Annotated in this window: 18 protein-coding genes; 2 read left to right on the plus strand and 16 right to left on the minus strand. The window is 67.9% G+C overall.

Annotation, left to right across the window (positions count from 1 at the left end; all coding sequences use genetic code 11):
• Positions 1–65: 65 nt before the first annotated feature.
• A complete protein-coding gene (locus NL112_RS19405) occupies positions 66–1,121 on the minus strand; it encodes a M42 family metallopeptidase (protein ID WP_255150499.1) in 1,056 nt (351 codons plus the stop codon).
• 184 nt (positions 1,122–1,305) lie between these two features.
• Complete coding sequence (locus NL112_RS19410; RefSeq protein ID WP_255150500.1) at positions 1,306–2,367, minus strand: polyprenyl synthetase family protein; 1,062 nt, start codon at positions 2,365–2,367, stop codon at positions 1,306–1,308.
• A 95-nt stretch (positions 2,368–2,462) separates the two neighbouring features.
• Between NL112_RS19410 and NL112_RS19415 the strand changes: the two genes are divergently transcribed.
• Positions 2,463–3,767 (plus strand): M20/M25/M40 family metallo-hydrolase, encoded by a 1,305-nt coding sequence (locus NL112_RS19415; protein WP_255150501.1) that lies wholly within the window; start codon positions 2,463–2,465, stop codon positions 3,765–3,767.
• On the opposite strand, the gene NL112_RS19420 is transcribed toward NL112_RS19415, so the two are convergent.
• The 11 genes from NL112_RS19420 to NL112_RS19470 form a co-directional block, all read right to left on the minus strand.
• Positions 3,764–4,033 (minus strand): HalOD1 output domain-containing protein, encoded by a 270-nt coding sequence (locus NL112_RS19420; RefSeq protein ID WP_255150502.1) that lies wholly within the window; start codon positions 4,031–4,033, stop codon positions 3,764–3,766. The genes NL112_RS19415 and NL112_RS19420 overlap by 4 nt on opposite strands.
• A gap of 57 nt (positions 4,034–4,090) precedes the next feature.
• Positions 4,091–4,531 carry a DUF7313 family protein gene (locus tag NL112_RS19425; protein WP_255150503.1) on the minus strand — a complete coding sequence of 147 codons (441 nt, stop codon included), beginning with the start codon at positions 4,529–4,531 and terminating at the stop codon, positions 4,091–4,093.
• Positions 4,532–4,583: 52 nt separating this feature from the next.
• On the minus strand, positions 4,584–5,327 hold the full coding sequence (locus NL112_RS19430; protein ID WP_255150504.1) for an NAD(+)/NADH kinase: 744 nt from the start codon (positions 5,325–5,327) through the stop codon (positions 4,584–4,586).
• Positions 5,328–5,411: 84 nt separating this feature from the next.
• Positions 5,412–5,687 carry a DUF7314 family protein gene (locus tag NL112_RS19435; RefSeq protein WP_255150505.1) on the minus strand — a complete coding sequence of 92 codons (276 nt, stop codon included), beginning with the start codon at positions 5,685–5,687 and terminating at the stop codon, positions 5,412–5,414.
• A gap of 78 nt (positions 5,688–5,765) precedes the next feature.
• Positions 5,766–6,122 (minus strand): DUF7315 family membrane protein, encoded by a 357-nt coding sequence (locus NL112_RS19440; protein WP_255150506.1) that lies wholly within the window; start codon positions 6,120–6,122, stop codon positions 5,766–5,768.
• 96 nt (positions 6,123–6,218) lie between these two features.
• On the minus strand, positions 6,219–6,980 hold the full coding sequence (locus tag NL112_RS19445) for a cytochrome b family protein (RefSeq protein ID WP_255150507.1): 762 nt from the start codon (positions 6,978–6,980) through the stop codon (positions 6,219–6,221).
• A gap of 4 nt (positions 6,981–6,984) precedes the next feature.
• The gene (locus NL112_RS19450) at positions 6,985–7,779 is read right to left on the minus strand and encodes a cytochrome b (RefSeq protein ID WP_255150508.1); all 795 of its coding nucleotides are present in this window, start codon (positions 7,777–7,779) and stop codon (positions 6,985–6,987) included.
• 39 nt (positions 7,780–7,818) lie between these two features.
• The gene (locus tag NL112_RS19455; RefSeq protein ID WP_255150509.1) at positions 7,819–8,658 is read right to left on the minus strand and encodes a Rieske (2Fe-2S) protein; all 840 of its coding nucleotides are present in this window, start codon (positions 8,656–8,658) and stop codon (positions 7,819–7,821) included.
• Positions 8,658–9,041: a DUF7318 family protein gene (locus NL112_RS19460; protein ID WP_255150510.1), complete on the minus strand. Its 384-nt coding sequence runs from the start codon at positions 9,039–9,041 to the stop codon at positions 8,658–8,660. The genes NL112_RS19455 and NL112_RS19460 overlap by 1 nt, the downstream gene beginning before the upstream one ends.
• On the minus strand, positions 9,038–9,595 hold the full coding sequence (locus NL112_RS19465) for a plastocyanin/azurin family copper-binding protein (protein WP_255150511.1): 558 nt from the start codon (positions 9,593–9,595) through the stop codon (positions 9,038–9,040). Before NL112_RS19465 ends, NL112_RS19460 begins: the two co-directional genes overlap by 4 nt.
• A gap of 86 nt (positions 9,596–9,681) precedes the next feature.
• Positions 9,682–10,488 carry a DUF7319 domain-containing protein gene (locus NL112_RS19470; RefSeq protein WP_255150512.1) on the minus strand — a complete coding sequence of 269 codons (807 nt, stop codon included), beginning with the start codon at positions 10,486–10,488 and terminating at the stop codon, positions 9,682–9,684.
• A 93-nt stretch (positions 10,489–10,581) separates the two neighbouring features.
• On the opposite strand from NL112_RS19470, the gene NL112_RS19475 reads away from it, so the two are divergent.
• Positions 10,582–11,082 (plus strand): DUF7321 family protein, encoded by a 501-nt coding sequence (locus tag NL112_RS19475; protein ID WP_255150513.1) that lies wholly within the window; start codon positions 10,582–10,584, stop codon positions 11,080–11,082.
• Positions 11,083–11,092: 10 nt separating this feature from the next.
• Here the strand turns inward: NL112_RS19475 and nth are convergent, their stop codons facing one another.
• The 3 genes from nth to NL112_RS19490 all read right to left on the minus strand — a co-directional run bounded on the left by nth (position 11,093) and on the right by NL112_RS19490 (position 13,569).
• Complete coding sequence (gene nth / locus NL112_RS19480) at positions 11,093–11,776, minus strand: endonuclease III (RefSeq protein ID WP_255150514.1); 684 nt, start codon at positions 11,774–11,776, stop codon at positions 11,093–11,095.
• A gap of 48 nt (positions 11,777–11,824) precedes the next feature.
• Positions 11,825–12,964: an acyl-CoA dehydrogenase family protein gene (locus NL112_RS19485; RefSeq protein WP_255150515.1), complete on the minus strand. Its 1,140-nt coding sequence runs from the start codon at positions 12,962–12,964 to the stop codon at positions 11,825–11,827.
• A gap of 62 nt (positions 12,965–13,026) precedes the next feature.
• Complete coding sequence (locus NL112_RS19490) at positions 13,027–13,569, minus strand: plastocyanin/azurin family copper-binding protein (RefSeq protein WP_255150516.1); 543 nt, start codon at positions 13,567–13,569, stop codon at positions 13,027–13,029.
• Between the last annotated feature and the right edge of the window lie 84 nt (positions 13,570–13,653).

Consider the following 13,653-nt stretch of genomic DNA (forward strand, 5'->3'; position numbering starts at 1 on the left):
GTTCGGAACACCCGCCCCTGAAGCTTCCGCTTTCGCCGGCCGTTGCCGCCTCCCGGTCCCGGCGGTCACAGCGTGTAGTCGGACCCGCCGCTCTCGGTCTCGAGGAACGCCACCGCGAGGTCGAGACACGCCCGTACGTCGTCGTGATGGACGGCTTCGGTGGGCGTGTGGAGATACCGGGTTGGAACCGAGATGGCGCCCGCGGGCTTGGCACCGCCGCGGAACTGCAGGCCGCCGGTGTCGGTGCCGCCCGTCGGCAGTATCTCCGGCTGGTGGGGGATCGACCGCTCGTCGGCGACCATCCGTAGCCGGCGGTTGAGCTTCGGGTTAGTGATACTCGAGGAGTCCTTCAGTTTGATGCCGGCACCCTCGCCGAGGCGGGTGACGTGCTCGCCGCTCTCGACGCCCGGCACGTCGTTGGCGACCGTGGTGTCGAGCGCCAGCACCACGTCGGCGTCCACGTCGACTCCGAGCGCCATCGCGCCGCGCAGGCCGACCTCCTCCTGTGCGGTCGCCGCGAAGTGGACCGTCACCTCCGGGTCGGTCAGCGCGCGGGCCGCCTCCACGAGCGCGAGCACCGACACGCGGTTGTCGAGCGACTTCCCGGTGACGTGCTCGCCGACGCGTTCGGTCCGCTGGTCGGTCGTGACGAGGTCGCCGACGGCGACCCGCTCGTCGACCTCGGTGGCCGGCAACCCGAGGTCGACGCGGACGTCGGCAACCTCCTCGCTGGCGTCGAGGTCCTCGTCGTCGAGCGTGTGGACCGGCGGGCTCCCGATGACTCCCGGCAGGTCGCCGTCCTCGGCGTGGACCGTGACGCGCTGGGCTTTCAGCACGCGGGGGTCCCAACCCCCCAGCGGCTCCAGCCCCAGGAAGCCGTCGTCGACGTGGCTGACCATGAACCCGATTTCGTCCATGTGGGCCGCGACGAGCACCTCCGTGTCGCCGCCGTCGACGGTGCCGACGACGTTGCCCATCGCGTCCGAGCGGAGGCGGTCGACTTCCGGGGCGAGTTCCCGGCGCACGACCTCGCGTACCCGGTCCTCGTAGCCGGGGACGCCGCTCGTCTCGGTCAACTCCACCAGCAACTCGTAGTCGAACGGAAGGTCGTCACCGTGCATAGCCAGCGTCGGGGACGGGCGGGCATAAACGCTGGCGGTCGTGGCGAGCAGGCGACGCGTGGGGTGTCTCGGCCGGCGCGTCGCGCCACCGCCGGGACCGGGCCGAGCCCTCGAGTCAGGTCACGCGACGGGTGGTTCGCTCTCGTATATAAACGTCGGCCCACCACCGGCGACGCGACGGGCGTTACACGTTCCGGTCGACGACGAACTCGGTGAACGCGGCCAACTGCTCGGCGTTCTCCTCGCGGAGGTCCGCGTCCGCGAGATGGTCACGCGCGCTGGCCGCGAGTTCGAGCGCCGTCTCGCGGGCGTACTCGACGGCGTCGGCCTCGCGCATGATGTCGATGGCCTCCAGCACGTCCTCGTCGGTGTTGTCGTCGGCCCACAGAATCTCCTCGAGGCGGGCGACGTCCTCGGCGGGCGCCGTCTCGGCGGTGTGGATGGCCATCAGGGTCTTTTTCCCCTCGCGGATGTCGTTGCCCATTCCCTTGCCGAACTCGCCCCCGTGGTCCGCCGCATGTTCGACGTCGAGGATGTCGTCGGCTATCTGAAACGCGATGGCCATCCGCTCGGCGTAGGCGGCGACGGCGTCCTCGTCCTCGCGACTGTCGGTGACGATGGCCGCGAGGCGGGCGACGATGCGCCCGAGACAGCCGGTCTTGCAGGCACACATCTCCAGATACTGCGCCTCGTCGACGCGTATCTCGCGTTCGTTGTGCCAGTAGATGTCCATCCCCTGTCCGAGATGCGTGCGGTTCAGTTCGTACATCAGCATCTCGTAGGCCGCCAGCCGCGTCTCCGCATCGAGGTCCGCGGGGTTCCGGGTGATGACCTTCAGCGGCAGGAAGTACATCGCGTTGCCGGCGTTGAGCGCCACGTCGGCGCCGTACTCGTGGTGGAGCGCGGGCTCCCCCCGGCGCATCGAGGCGCCGTCCTCCACGTCGTCGACGATGATGGTACCGTTGTGGAGTATCTCCGGGATGGCGGCGTACGGCAGGTAGTCGTGTGGGTCCTCACCGAACCCCTCGACGAGCAACAGACAGACGATGGCGCGCCAGCGCTTTCCTCCACGATCGAGCAGGTCCCAGATGGGGTCGGCCAGCGCACGCTGGACCGCGTCCGGGTCGTAGGTGTACGAGGGGTCACCGAAGAACGCCGCGAGGTAGTCGTCGTCGACGTCGCGGGGGAGCAGTCCGGCTATCGCCTCGTCGACCACCGGCCGCCACTCCTCGAGAACCTCGCGCATGTCACCTCGGTGTCCGGCGGGGGGTAAAACGCTTGCGTGCCGCGACTCGGCGACCGGCCCGAAACCACTTTCCTGCCGGCCGTCGGCGGACCCGTATGGACTGGATCGGCGAGACGTTCACCTCCGAGGTCGGCTGGAGCCATCTCGAGACGCTGGTCGACATCGGGGACCGGATGGCCGGCTCCGACGGCGAACTGCAGGCGGCCCGGGCCACGCGCCGCGCGCTGGCCGAGCACGCGGACGACGCGTGGCTGGAGGAGTTCGACATCCAGGGGTGGACCCGCGGGTCGTCGGCCATCGAGGCCGGCGACGAGCGACTCGACTGCATCGCACTCCCCCGGTCTCCCGGCGAGTCGGTCACCGCGGAGTTCGTCGACCTCGGCTACGGGCTCCCGGACGACTTCAAGGAGGCCGACCTGGAGGGGAAGGTGGTGATGTGCGCCTCGAACGTCCCCTCGTGGTACGACCGCCTCGTCCACCGACGCGAGAAGTACTACCACGCCGTCGAGGCCGGCGCCGCGGTGTTCGTGTTCCGCAACCACGTCGAGGGCTGTCTCGCACCGACCGGGAGCGTCGGTACCGAGGCCCGACCAGTCGGGGACATCCCCGCGGTGGGCGTCTCGAAGGAGGTGGGGACGCGGCTGGCGCGCCGCCACGACGGCGAGTCAGTGACCGTCTCGGTCGAGGCCGCGACCCACGACGCCACCTCCCAGAACGTCCACGCGACGCTGGGCGGGGACGGCGACGCCGACGAGCGCGTGCTGGTGACGAGCCACGTCGACGCCCACGACATCGCGGAGGGGGCCGTGGACAACGGCGCCGGGACGGCGATGGTCGTGGAACTCGCGCGGGTGCTCGCGGCGCGCCGCGACGACCTCGAGACGCCCGTGGAGTTCGTCTGCTTCGGCGCCGAGGAGGTCGGACTGGAGGGGTCGGAGCATCTCGCCGACGCGGTCGACCCCGAGCGCGTGAAAGCAGTCGTGAACAACGACGGCGTCGTCCGGGGGCGCGACCTCGCGGCGTACAGCCACGGGTTCCCCGAGTTGCGCGCCGCGGCCGAGCGGGTGAGCGACCGCCTCGACCACCCCATCACGGTGACGCCCGAGCACGGTCCCCACAGCGACCACTGGCCGTTCGTCGAGCGGGGACTCCCGGGCTACCACCTCCACTCGGAGACCGGCGACGAGGGGCGCGGCTGGGGGCACACCCGCGCGGACACGCTCGACAAACTGGAGAAGCGGAACTTCCGCGAGTTGGCTATCGTGCTGGCGGAACTCGTGGTGGAGGTTGCCAGCGACCGGACGGCCGCCGACCACCGCGACACCGACGCCATCGCCCGCGAACTCGAAGCGCAGGACCTCGCGGAAGGGATGAAGGTGACCGGCGACTGGCCGTACTAGCGAACCCGTATCTCGCCGTCCCCCTCGACGACGACGGTCCGTGATTCGACCTCGAACGAGAGCGTCCAGTCGGTGCCGCCGTGCCGGTGGAGCGCCTCGACGGCGTCGAGGTCGACCGCCTCGTACAGCGCGAGGTCGGTTGCGTCCCGTCCGGTGGCGGCCGCGACGGCCTCCGCTATCAGCGTGCCCAGCGGCACGTCCGGGTCGTCGAATCGCCGTGTGCTCTCTCCCTCCTGCACGCGAGCATCGATGGTTACAGCGCCCATACCTGTCGGTGCCAACGTTGTGGGTAATGAACGTTCGTCAGACGCCCGTCGGACGGCTCAGACGATGCCGTTCCAGATGGGCGCGACGATGAAGAACAGCGTCTGGTAGGCGATGTACGCGAGCGCCAGAAGCGATGCGGCGATGGCGCCCTTCGGGCGTTCGAGGTCCACGCCGCGGCGCACCTCCACCTGTCGGGACTCGAACTCGAACAGGTCGGTGATGAACACGCCGAGGAAGAGGGTGGCAAACACCATCCCGCCGTGCTGGTGGACCGTGAGGTAGTAGAACGACCCGACGACGAGCAGGACGTTCGTGCCGACCCGAAGCGGGTGCCGCGAGAGGTCCGTCCAGTCGCCCGACTCCGCCTGCTGTTGGTGCTGTTTGAACTCGAGGGCTCGCCCGGCGATGTTGACGACCAGAAGCGCCAACAGCACGTACGCGATGTAGGGGGCGAGAATCGCGTCGATGGGTCCGAACAGCGACACGAACGGTTCCATACCCGAGTCTCCGTACCTGTCCCATTAAGACCTTTCCAATTCGACGGCCACCCTACCCGAAGACGCCGTAGCTCTCGGGCACCACCGCGAGGGAGACGGTGTCGTCGCGTGCGACCCGCACCGTCTCGCCGGGGACGACCGCACCGGCCGTCCGGTCGTCGGCGAGCAACTCGACGGGCGTCTCGTCGCGCTCGACGGTGAGTTCGACGCCGTCCATCGGGAGCACCCAGTCGTCCTGGTCGGTGGCGAACGGCGACACCGGTACCACCGAGAGGACGTCCGCGCCGGGGCGAACGACCGGACTGCCGGCCGCGCCCGCGTACCCCTGGGAGCCGGCGGGCGTTGCGACGACCACGCCGTCGGCACGGAACCGGCCGACCCGTTCGCCGTCAAACCGGACGGTGTACTCGGAGATGCGGGCCGGTTCGGCGGTCACGAGCATCACGTCCTGGAGCGCGCGGGCCGTCCCCAGCGGCGACTCGACGGCCAGCACCGGGTAGTCGACCGACTCGAACTCCCCCTCGACCAGCCGCTCGACGGCCGGGGCGACCGCCATCCCCGGCACGGACCGCACGGCACGACCCGACTCCACGGGTAGTATCGGCGCGGTGACGCCCGCGCGTACCGCCGCCAGCAGGCCTGCCTCGCCGATGGCGACCACGACCGCCGCGTCAGTTGCCGCGACGGTGCGGGCGTCGGCAACCTTCGGACGGCCGCCGGCACGCTCGACGGCCGCCACGACCGCCTCGTGGTCGCCGACCACCCCGACCGTCGGCACCGTCCGGTTCCCGCTCATCACCGGCATCTCGCTTTCGGCCGGCAAAAGGGTGCGGGATACGCGCCGCTGTCCGGTGGCGAAACGGAGGAGGAACGCGTGGCGTTACTCGGGGATCTCGGGCTCGTCGCGGTACGCCTCGAGCGCCTTGCGATACATCGGGATGACCATCACGAACGTGAGGAACCCGAGGACGGCGAACCAGAAGAACGCGTCCTTCAGGATGAGGGCCATGGCGTCGTAGATGGTGCCCGAGGAGGTACACTCGCCGATGAGCTGTGCCCCCTCGAAGCTCGGCGTACAGTACCAGCCCGCAAGCGTCATCCACGCGAGCCCCGCGGTGACGAGGATGCCGAAGCCCTTGGCGAATTCGTCAGCCATTATCCGAGCGTTGGTCAGCCGCGTCTTTAGGTTTTCCCATCCCGACCGGCCGGCCGGGTGGCTGGCTCCCCGGCCGGCTCACCCCTTCATCATCCCCTCGGCCTTGAACCGCGTGCCGAGGACGTAGACGACGATGCCGGCACCCAGGAAGACGAACCCGAGGATACCCACCGCGAAGCTCAGACTGCCCGCCGAGACGCTGAGGCCGACCGCGGACAGAAGCGAGACGAGCGCGCGTCGGACGAGGCTCCCCTGAATCGTCGCCGCGTCGAACATGGCAAAGGCGAGCATCACGAACACGACGGCGAACAGCGTCGAGAACACGGTGACGGACTTGTACACGTCCAGCGGCACCTCGACGTTGCGCCCGCCCGGCCCCGCTCCGGCCGCCGGGTCGCCCTCCTCGCCGGCGTCCGGAGGCTCGCTGTCGGTCATCGTCGGAGGAAGGGGCGCGAGGAACTTGACTCCCGCGTTCGCGGGCTCGAACTGACGCGGCGCTGTGAGGGGAGAAACGAGCGGAACGGTGGGGCGTTACTTCGGCGGCCGGAGCCGGTAGTAGCGCCGGTTGAGTTCGAACATGTACCCCTCCCGCATCGACTTGAACACGGCGTAGCTGATGAACGCCGTCACCAGCGGGAGCAGGAATGACAGGTCGAACAGTAGCTTCGAGTCCATCGGGATGAGGTTCTTCACCGCCAGCGCGGCGATGGTGATGGAGAACACGACGCCGCCGACGCCGACGGCCGCCCAGAACGGCTGTTCGACCGGCCGGCGGGCGGACCCCTTGTTGAGGAACGGGACGACGGCGATGGCGCCGACGACGACCAGGTTGGCGAGCACGCCGTACGTCTGGTCGGCCATGAGCTTGCTACCGCCCAGCAACGCGATTTCGGGGTTGAGCGGGCCGAGCTTTAGCAGACCGAACGACCAGTAGAGATACCAGTCCGGCAGGATGATGGCCGGCGTCTGGTTGCCGTTCGCCGGCGCCGCGATGTGGGGCGGGAGGCTCGCGGCAAGGAAGATTATCATGCCCACGAAGAACGACGTGAGCGCGAGGTTCCGGACCATCTCGTGGGGCCACGCCGGGAACGCGAGCACGTCGCGCTCGACGTAGTCGGACTCCACGCGGAGGTCCTGGTCCTCGCGGCGGGCGCGCTCGAAGTACTCGTAGGTCAGCCGGGGGAGCCCCTCGGTGCGCTCCTTGCGCTCGCTCCAGGTGGGGGTCTCGTCGTCCGGCGGGACGATGCCGGTGCCGTCCGCGGCGATTTCCGTGTCGTTGTTGTCGTCGGTCATGGTATCAGTGCGGTTCCGCGATGCCCTGCATCCAGACGATGCCGATGTGGATGGCGATGAGTGCGGTCGTGATGAACGGCAGGAAGAACACGTGCAGGATGTACATCCGCATCAGCGTCGCCTGCCCGAGCGTGTACCCACCGAACAGTAGCTGTGCGACCCACTCGCCCGCGATGGGGATGGACAGCGCCATGTTGACGCCGATGGTCCCCGCCCAGTAGGCGAGCTGGTCCCACGGGAGCAGGTAGCCGGTGTAGCCGAACACCATCGTCACCGAGATGAGGATGATGCCGATTATCCAGTTCAGCTCCCGCGGCTCCTTGTACGCGCCCGTGAAGTAGACGCGGAGCATGTGGAGGAACACCGCCGCCGTCATTACCTGTGCGGACCAGCGGTGGAGGCTCCGCAGGAAGAAGCCGAACCGCATCTCCGTCATCAGGAACGTGATGGAGTTGTACGCGGTGGAGGGGTCGCCCGCCGTCGCCGGCGAGTAGTAGAACCCCAGGAGCGCGCCCGATATGGCCGCCACCACGTACGCGATGGTACTGAACGACCCCAACGCGTACAGCGGGTACCAGTACCAGAACTTGTTGTCCAGGTTGTACTGTTCGGTGTGGCTCTTCGGCATCTGCATGTTGACCTTGTAGTAGAGGTCCTCGAGCAGTTCGAGGTAGTCGACAAGGCGCAGACGCTTGTCGAGCCACATCAGGGTGGTGAGATACGCCGTCTCGACGGGGGTGAGGTCCCGCTCCTTCATCCACCCTTCGTGGTCGTGTTCGTCCTTGCGTTCGAGACTCATGTGCTCCCCTCGTGGGTGGGTGTGTCGTACTCCATCCTCTTATTCCTCCGGTCGCGGCAGGGCGACGAACGCCTTCTGGATGATGCTGAACGGGTCGTACACCGACTGGTGACACGGACAGTACACCCGGTCCTCGCCGCCGAACTTCGCGCTCTGCTCGGTTCCTTTGAAGCTGGGAACACAGCAGAAGTGCGTACATTTGCCGAGCCAGGCGATGAACCCCTGTTCGGTGGTGGCGTCGAGCCACTGGCCGATGGCGTCGTCGTTGCCGGCCATCTCCTCGATACGCGTCGAGCGGAGAATCTGCACCGGAATCGTCTCCTGGGGCGAGAGGCCATCCGAGCGCCACGTCGCCTGTGCGGGCTTCCCGATGCCGGACCGGCCGATGCCGTTGCCCCACGTCTCGTAGTCGTCGAACAGGTCGACGGTGAGCTTGTCGCCACCCTCCACGGGCGCGTCCGCCTGCCATTCGTACGGCGGGTCCGACGCGGCCCGGAAGAAGTTGTCCTGGTCGTTGTTCGGCTCGACGCCCGGATACGTCTGGACGCCGCAGTACTGGAACCAGGAGGTGCGGTACGTCTGCCCGCCGATGTCCATCACGCCGACGCCGTCCTCGACGGTGTCGGGCCAGATGCCCTTCAGCTCGCCGTTCTCGATGGTCAGCGGGACGAGCGGCATCCCGCGTGGCGCGGGGCCGTCCGTGTTCTCGATGCCGAGATACTGCGTGACGCCGCCGCCGGCCCCGGGTGCAGTCGTCGTCGACCCGATTGCGGCCGCGGCGCCCGTGCCGAGCCCCGAAAGCGCTGCGGAGCCGACGACGCCCTTCACGAAGCGCCGTCGACCGCTCTCTACCGGATACTTGTCTTCGTCGAGTGGCATTATTTCTTGTAGTAGGGGTAGACGGCGCGTTTGATGTGCTCCCAGCCGCCGCCGACGGAGTCGACGCCGTCGACGTCCTCCTCGCGGATGTAGAGGTCTTCCCACTTGCGCCGTCGCTTCTTCACTATCATCACGTCGGGGAGGAACTCCTTGCGGTACAACACGAGGATGAAGGCGAGGTCGATGAAAATCATCGCCAGCAGCCCCCCGAGGAACATGTTGCCGAACTCGGAGAGCCCCCACCCGGAGATGAGCCCGTAGGTGAACAGGCCGATGAACACGACCTCGAGCACCGTCAGGAGAACGATGCCGATGGCCGCGGCCGTCGACTCACGGGCCGGCTCGTAGCGGTGGATGTCGCCGTAGGTGTTGTTCCCGCTCATCGGTTCCCCCCGCTGGCGTGTGGCGATTCACCGTACTTCAGCATGAAGAACGTGAAGATGAGCGACACGAAGATCATCAGCACGGTGGCGAACCCGACGAAATGCGCCTGGATGGGGACGCCCATGTGCTTCGGGTCCACGGGCCCGCCGCCGCCGGCCGACGGCGGCTGACCGCTTTCGTTGACGATGACAGTGCCGAGCATCCCGGCGGTGCGGTGCGGTTCACAGGCGTACTCGTAGGTGCCCGTCGTCTCGAACGTGTGGGAGTACTCGTGGCCGGTGTCGTACAGTTTGGTCGCACCGCCTTCGGTGCCCTCCCAGTTCGCCCCCTCCGGCTGGGAGTCGACCACGATGTTGTGGCCGTCCGACTCCCAGACGAAGTTGACGGTCGTGCCCGGTGACACGTACAGTTCGGTCGGCTCGAACACGAGGCTTCCGCCGGGGCCGACGACGACCTCTTTTGACGATTGGGCCGCTGCGGACCCGGAGGCTCCGACGGCTCCGGCCATGGCCGTCGCGCCGCCCGCGGTCCGCAGGAAGTCCCGTCTGTTCATAGACGTTCGCCACTCGGGGCTGTCCGCGTATAAATTCACCGAAGCCCCCGTGGGCACCGGGGTTTTCCCCCGATTCGTCCCCCCGCTCAGGCCGTCGCGTCGCCGTCGTCATCGGGGGGCGTCGCGTCGCCGTCGTCATCGGGGGGCGTCGCGTCGCCGCCCTCGCGGGCGCTCTCGGGCAGGAAGTCGGGGCGTTCGCCGTCCTCGAGTCCGACCGCACGCAGGCGGTTGCGGTACTCCTCGGCGCGGAACCGGTCGGAGAGCCGCGTGTTCGCCACCGTGAACAGCAGGAACACGCCGATGGCGAGGAAGCCGAGCCCCGCGACGCCCGTGACGACGGAACCGACGAGGAACGACCCGACCAGAAGCGCCAGCCCCGCGAGCACCTGTGCGCCCGCTACGACCTGAATCATCAGGTTGCCGAACTCGCCGCTCCCCTCCGGTACGTCCATCGGTTCGGGAAGCAGGTCGCCCGACGGCATCTCCGGCGGGTCGTACTCGTCCATCGAGCAGAGCGCGACCGTCGGCTTCACGTCGCGCAACACCGTCCCCTCGCCCTCGAGGGTGCCGTCCGGGTAGACGACCGCGTACCCCTCGTCGGAGTAGGCGACGACGCGGTCCGGCTCCGAGAGCCGCTCGACGCGCGCGAACACGTCGCGGTCGATGACCCGCCGCTTCAGGTCCGCCTCCACGCGGTCGAGCAGTTCCTCGCCTGTTATCCAGGTGTCGGGGTCGAAGGCGGCCTCCCACTCCTCGACGGTCATCTCCGCCATCTCGCGGGGGCCGAAGTCGTCGAAATCGTACTTCTCCTCGACCTGCGCGCGGAGCTCCTCGGTCGTGAGCTCCGAGTCCGGTGGCTCCCGGTCGGCCGCGTCGGAGCGGGAGTCAGACATCACCCCGAAGTTGGCTCTCGTTGGGTAAACAGTTTCCGGGAGCGGGTTCCGACTCCGGCACCCCTAAACGCACGCCCTGCCTACGCCCGGCTAATGGTCGGGGACGCGGTCGTCGCGAGCGTGGTCGCCGTCGCGGTGACCGTCAGCCTCCCGTGTTTCCTCTACGGCGCGTGGATAATGCTCGACAACGACCCCATCACCTGGGGGATACTGACCTGGCACCTCAAATACATCATCACGGGGCTGACGCTGACGACGGTGCCGTTGCTGGCGTGGATGTTCCCGCGGCTATTCGGCCTGTTCGGCCACTCCGGGCAGTTCGGCGGCTACGCCGTCATCCACGCCCTGCTCGGGCTGACAGCGTACGCCTTCCTCCTGTTCGGGTTCACCGGCATCGTCCGTATCTTCCGCGCGAAGTGGGAACACGACCTGTATCACGACTACGACGAGGACGTCCTGCTCGACGAGATCGGCGGCGAGTTGATGGACCACTGGCGCGCCCGCCTGCGGGTCGGCGTGTTCGGCTACACCTTCTTCTGGATACTGGCGTGGCTCACCGGCCTCTCGCGGTTCCTCGTTCGCTACGTGCTGTAGGCCGACCGCGTCACCACGCCTCGCCGCTGGCGAGGTCGACGTCGTGGTCTTCCTTCGACGAGGGGCAGACGTCCTCCAGCACGCAGTCGGCACAGTCGGGGTTGCGGGCGGTACACGTCTCGCGGCCGTGGCTGATGAGCAGGTGGGTGAACTCCTTCCAGTCGGCTTCGGGCACGAGGTCCATCAACGCCTGTTCGATGTTCTCGGGCGACTCCTCGTCGGTCAGGCCGAGGCGCCGCGAGAGCCGCTGGACGTGGGTGTCGACGACGATGCCCTCGGTCAGGTCGTGCCCGTGCTGGAGCACGACGTTGGCCGTCTTCCGGCCGACGCCCGGCAGGTCCGTCAGGTCGGCCATCGTGTCGGGCACCTCGCCGCCGTGCTCGTTCACGAGTATCTCGCCGATACCCTGCAGGTAGCCCGCCTTGCTGTTGTGGAACGTGATGCCGTAGATGTCGTCCGCGAGTTGCTCCTCGGAGGCGTCCGCGTAGTCGGCGGCCGACTCGTATTTCTCGAACAGGTCGGCGGTCACCTCGTTGACGCGCTCGTCGGTACACTGCGCCGAGAGGACGACGGCGACGAGCAGTTCGAGACGGTTCGAGAACTCCAGCGAGATGGTCGGGTCGGGGTACTGCTCGTAGAGGCGGTCGATGACCTCCCCGGTCTGTGCCTCGCGCGAGTCCAGCGGCGTGCCCATACCGGTCGGGCGGGCGCTCTGAACTTAGCTACTGGCGTTCCGGCCGGACTATAGCCCGAGTTCCCGCCCGATGACGAGATGCTGAATCTCGCTGGTGCCTTCGCCTATCTCCATCAGTTTCGCGTCGCGGTAGAACCGCTGGGGGGAGAAGTCCTCGGTGTAGCCGTAGCCGCCGTGGACCTGCACGGAGTCCTCGGCCACCTCGCGGGCCACCTCGCTGGCGTCGAGTTTCGCCAGCGAAGAGATGCGGGTGACGTCCTCGCCGTCGTCGTACATCGCGGCGGCCTTGTGGGTCAGCAGGCGCGCCCGCTCTATCTTCCGGTCCATGTCGACGACCTTGTCGCGGATGGCGTCGAACTTCGATATCGGTTGGCCGAACTGCTCGCGCTCGGTCGAGTAGTCGCGAGCGGCCTCGAACGCGCCCTGTGCGAGCCCCGTCGAGATGGCGGCGATGGAGATGCGGCCGCCGTTGAGCGTCTTCTTCGTCTGCTCCCAGCCTTCGCCCTCCTCGCCGAGCAGGCGGTCCTCGGGGATGCGCACGTCGTCGAACTGGAGTTCGCAGGTCGGGGAGGCGTTCAGCCCCATCTTGTCCCAGACGGTCGACACCTCGAACCCGTCGTCGTTGTTCGGGTCGACGATGAACGTGGAGATGCCGCCGTAGCCGGCGTCGGGGTCGGTGACCGCCTTCACCAGCACGCTGTTGGCGACGTTGGCGTTCGTGATGAACTGCTTGGTGCCGTTGATGACGTACTCGTCGCCGTCTTTCTCCGCCATCGTGTCCATGTCGGAGGCGTCCGACCCCGACGACGGTTCGGTGAGCGCCCACGCGCCCATCTCGCCGTTCATCAGCGGGCGGAGCCACTTCTCCTTCTGTTCGTCGGTGCCGAACATCTCGATGGGTTTCGACCCGAGCGAGGTGTGGGCGACGTACGACAGCGCGACGCTACCGGAGACGCGGCCGAGTTCCTCGGCGACCACCGCGTACATCAGGGTGTCGCCGCCGGCACCGTCGTACTCTTCGGAGATGGGGACGCCCATCAGGTCGAGGTCGGCCAGTTCCTCGAATATCTCCGCCGGGAACCGGTGTTCGTCCTCTATCTCCTGGGCGATGGGTTCGATTTCCGCCTCGCAGAAGTCCCGGACGGTGTCCCGAATCATCCGGTGCTCGTTCGGGAGGTCGAAATCCATACCGGAGGGTTCGAGTACGCGAAAATAAAGCCACCGACCCCTCCCGACACCGAACTCCCGCGTCAGTACGGGTCGCCGCCGTCGACGCTTTCGGCCGTCGGCGTCGTGGTTGCCGACGCCTCCTCCGCCGAGGGCGCCGTCCCGGTGGGCGACTCGCCGCCGACGAACAGGGTGCCGCTCATGCCGGCGCCCTGGTGGGGCGTACAGTAGTAGTCGTAGCGTCCCGCCACCTCGAACGTCTCCGTGAGGACGTAGCCCGCCTCCTTCGTCGAGAGGTTGGTGCCGCGCCAGTCCGACTCCCCGGGTTTCCGGCGGACGGTGAGGCTGTGGCCGCCGGAGTCCCACCTCCACGCGACGGTCGCACCGACCGCTACCCGGAGTTGCGACGGCGCGAACGTCAGGTCGCCGCCGGGGCCGACGGTAACCGTCGCGTCGGCCTCGACGGGCGTCGACGTCGACGTCGACGTCGACGTCGGCGTCGGTGTGTCCCCATCGTCGTTGCCGCCGCCTCCTGCGTCCTGTCCCCCGATACAGCCTGTGAGCGCCAGCGTTCCAGCCGTCGTGATCGCCGCGAGGGCGTCCCGTCGAGTGGTGTGTCGTGTCATGACGCACCTGCGGTCGGGGGGTAGATAGACCCCCCGGTCGCCTCCAGCGACGGCGATATGTGGGTAGCTTTTTCCCCTCCGGGT

The sequence above is a fragment of the Halorarius halobius genome (assembly GCF_024298865.1).
Classification (GTDB): Archaea; Halobacteriota; Halobacteria; order Halobacteriales; family Haloarculaceae; genus Halorarius; species Halorarius halobius.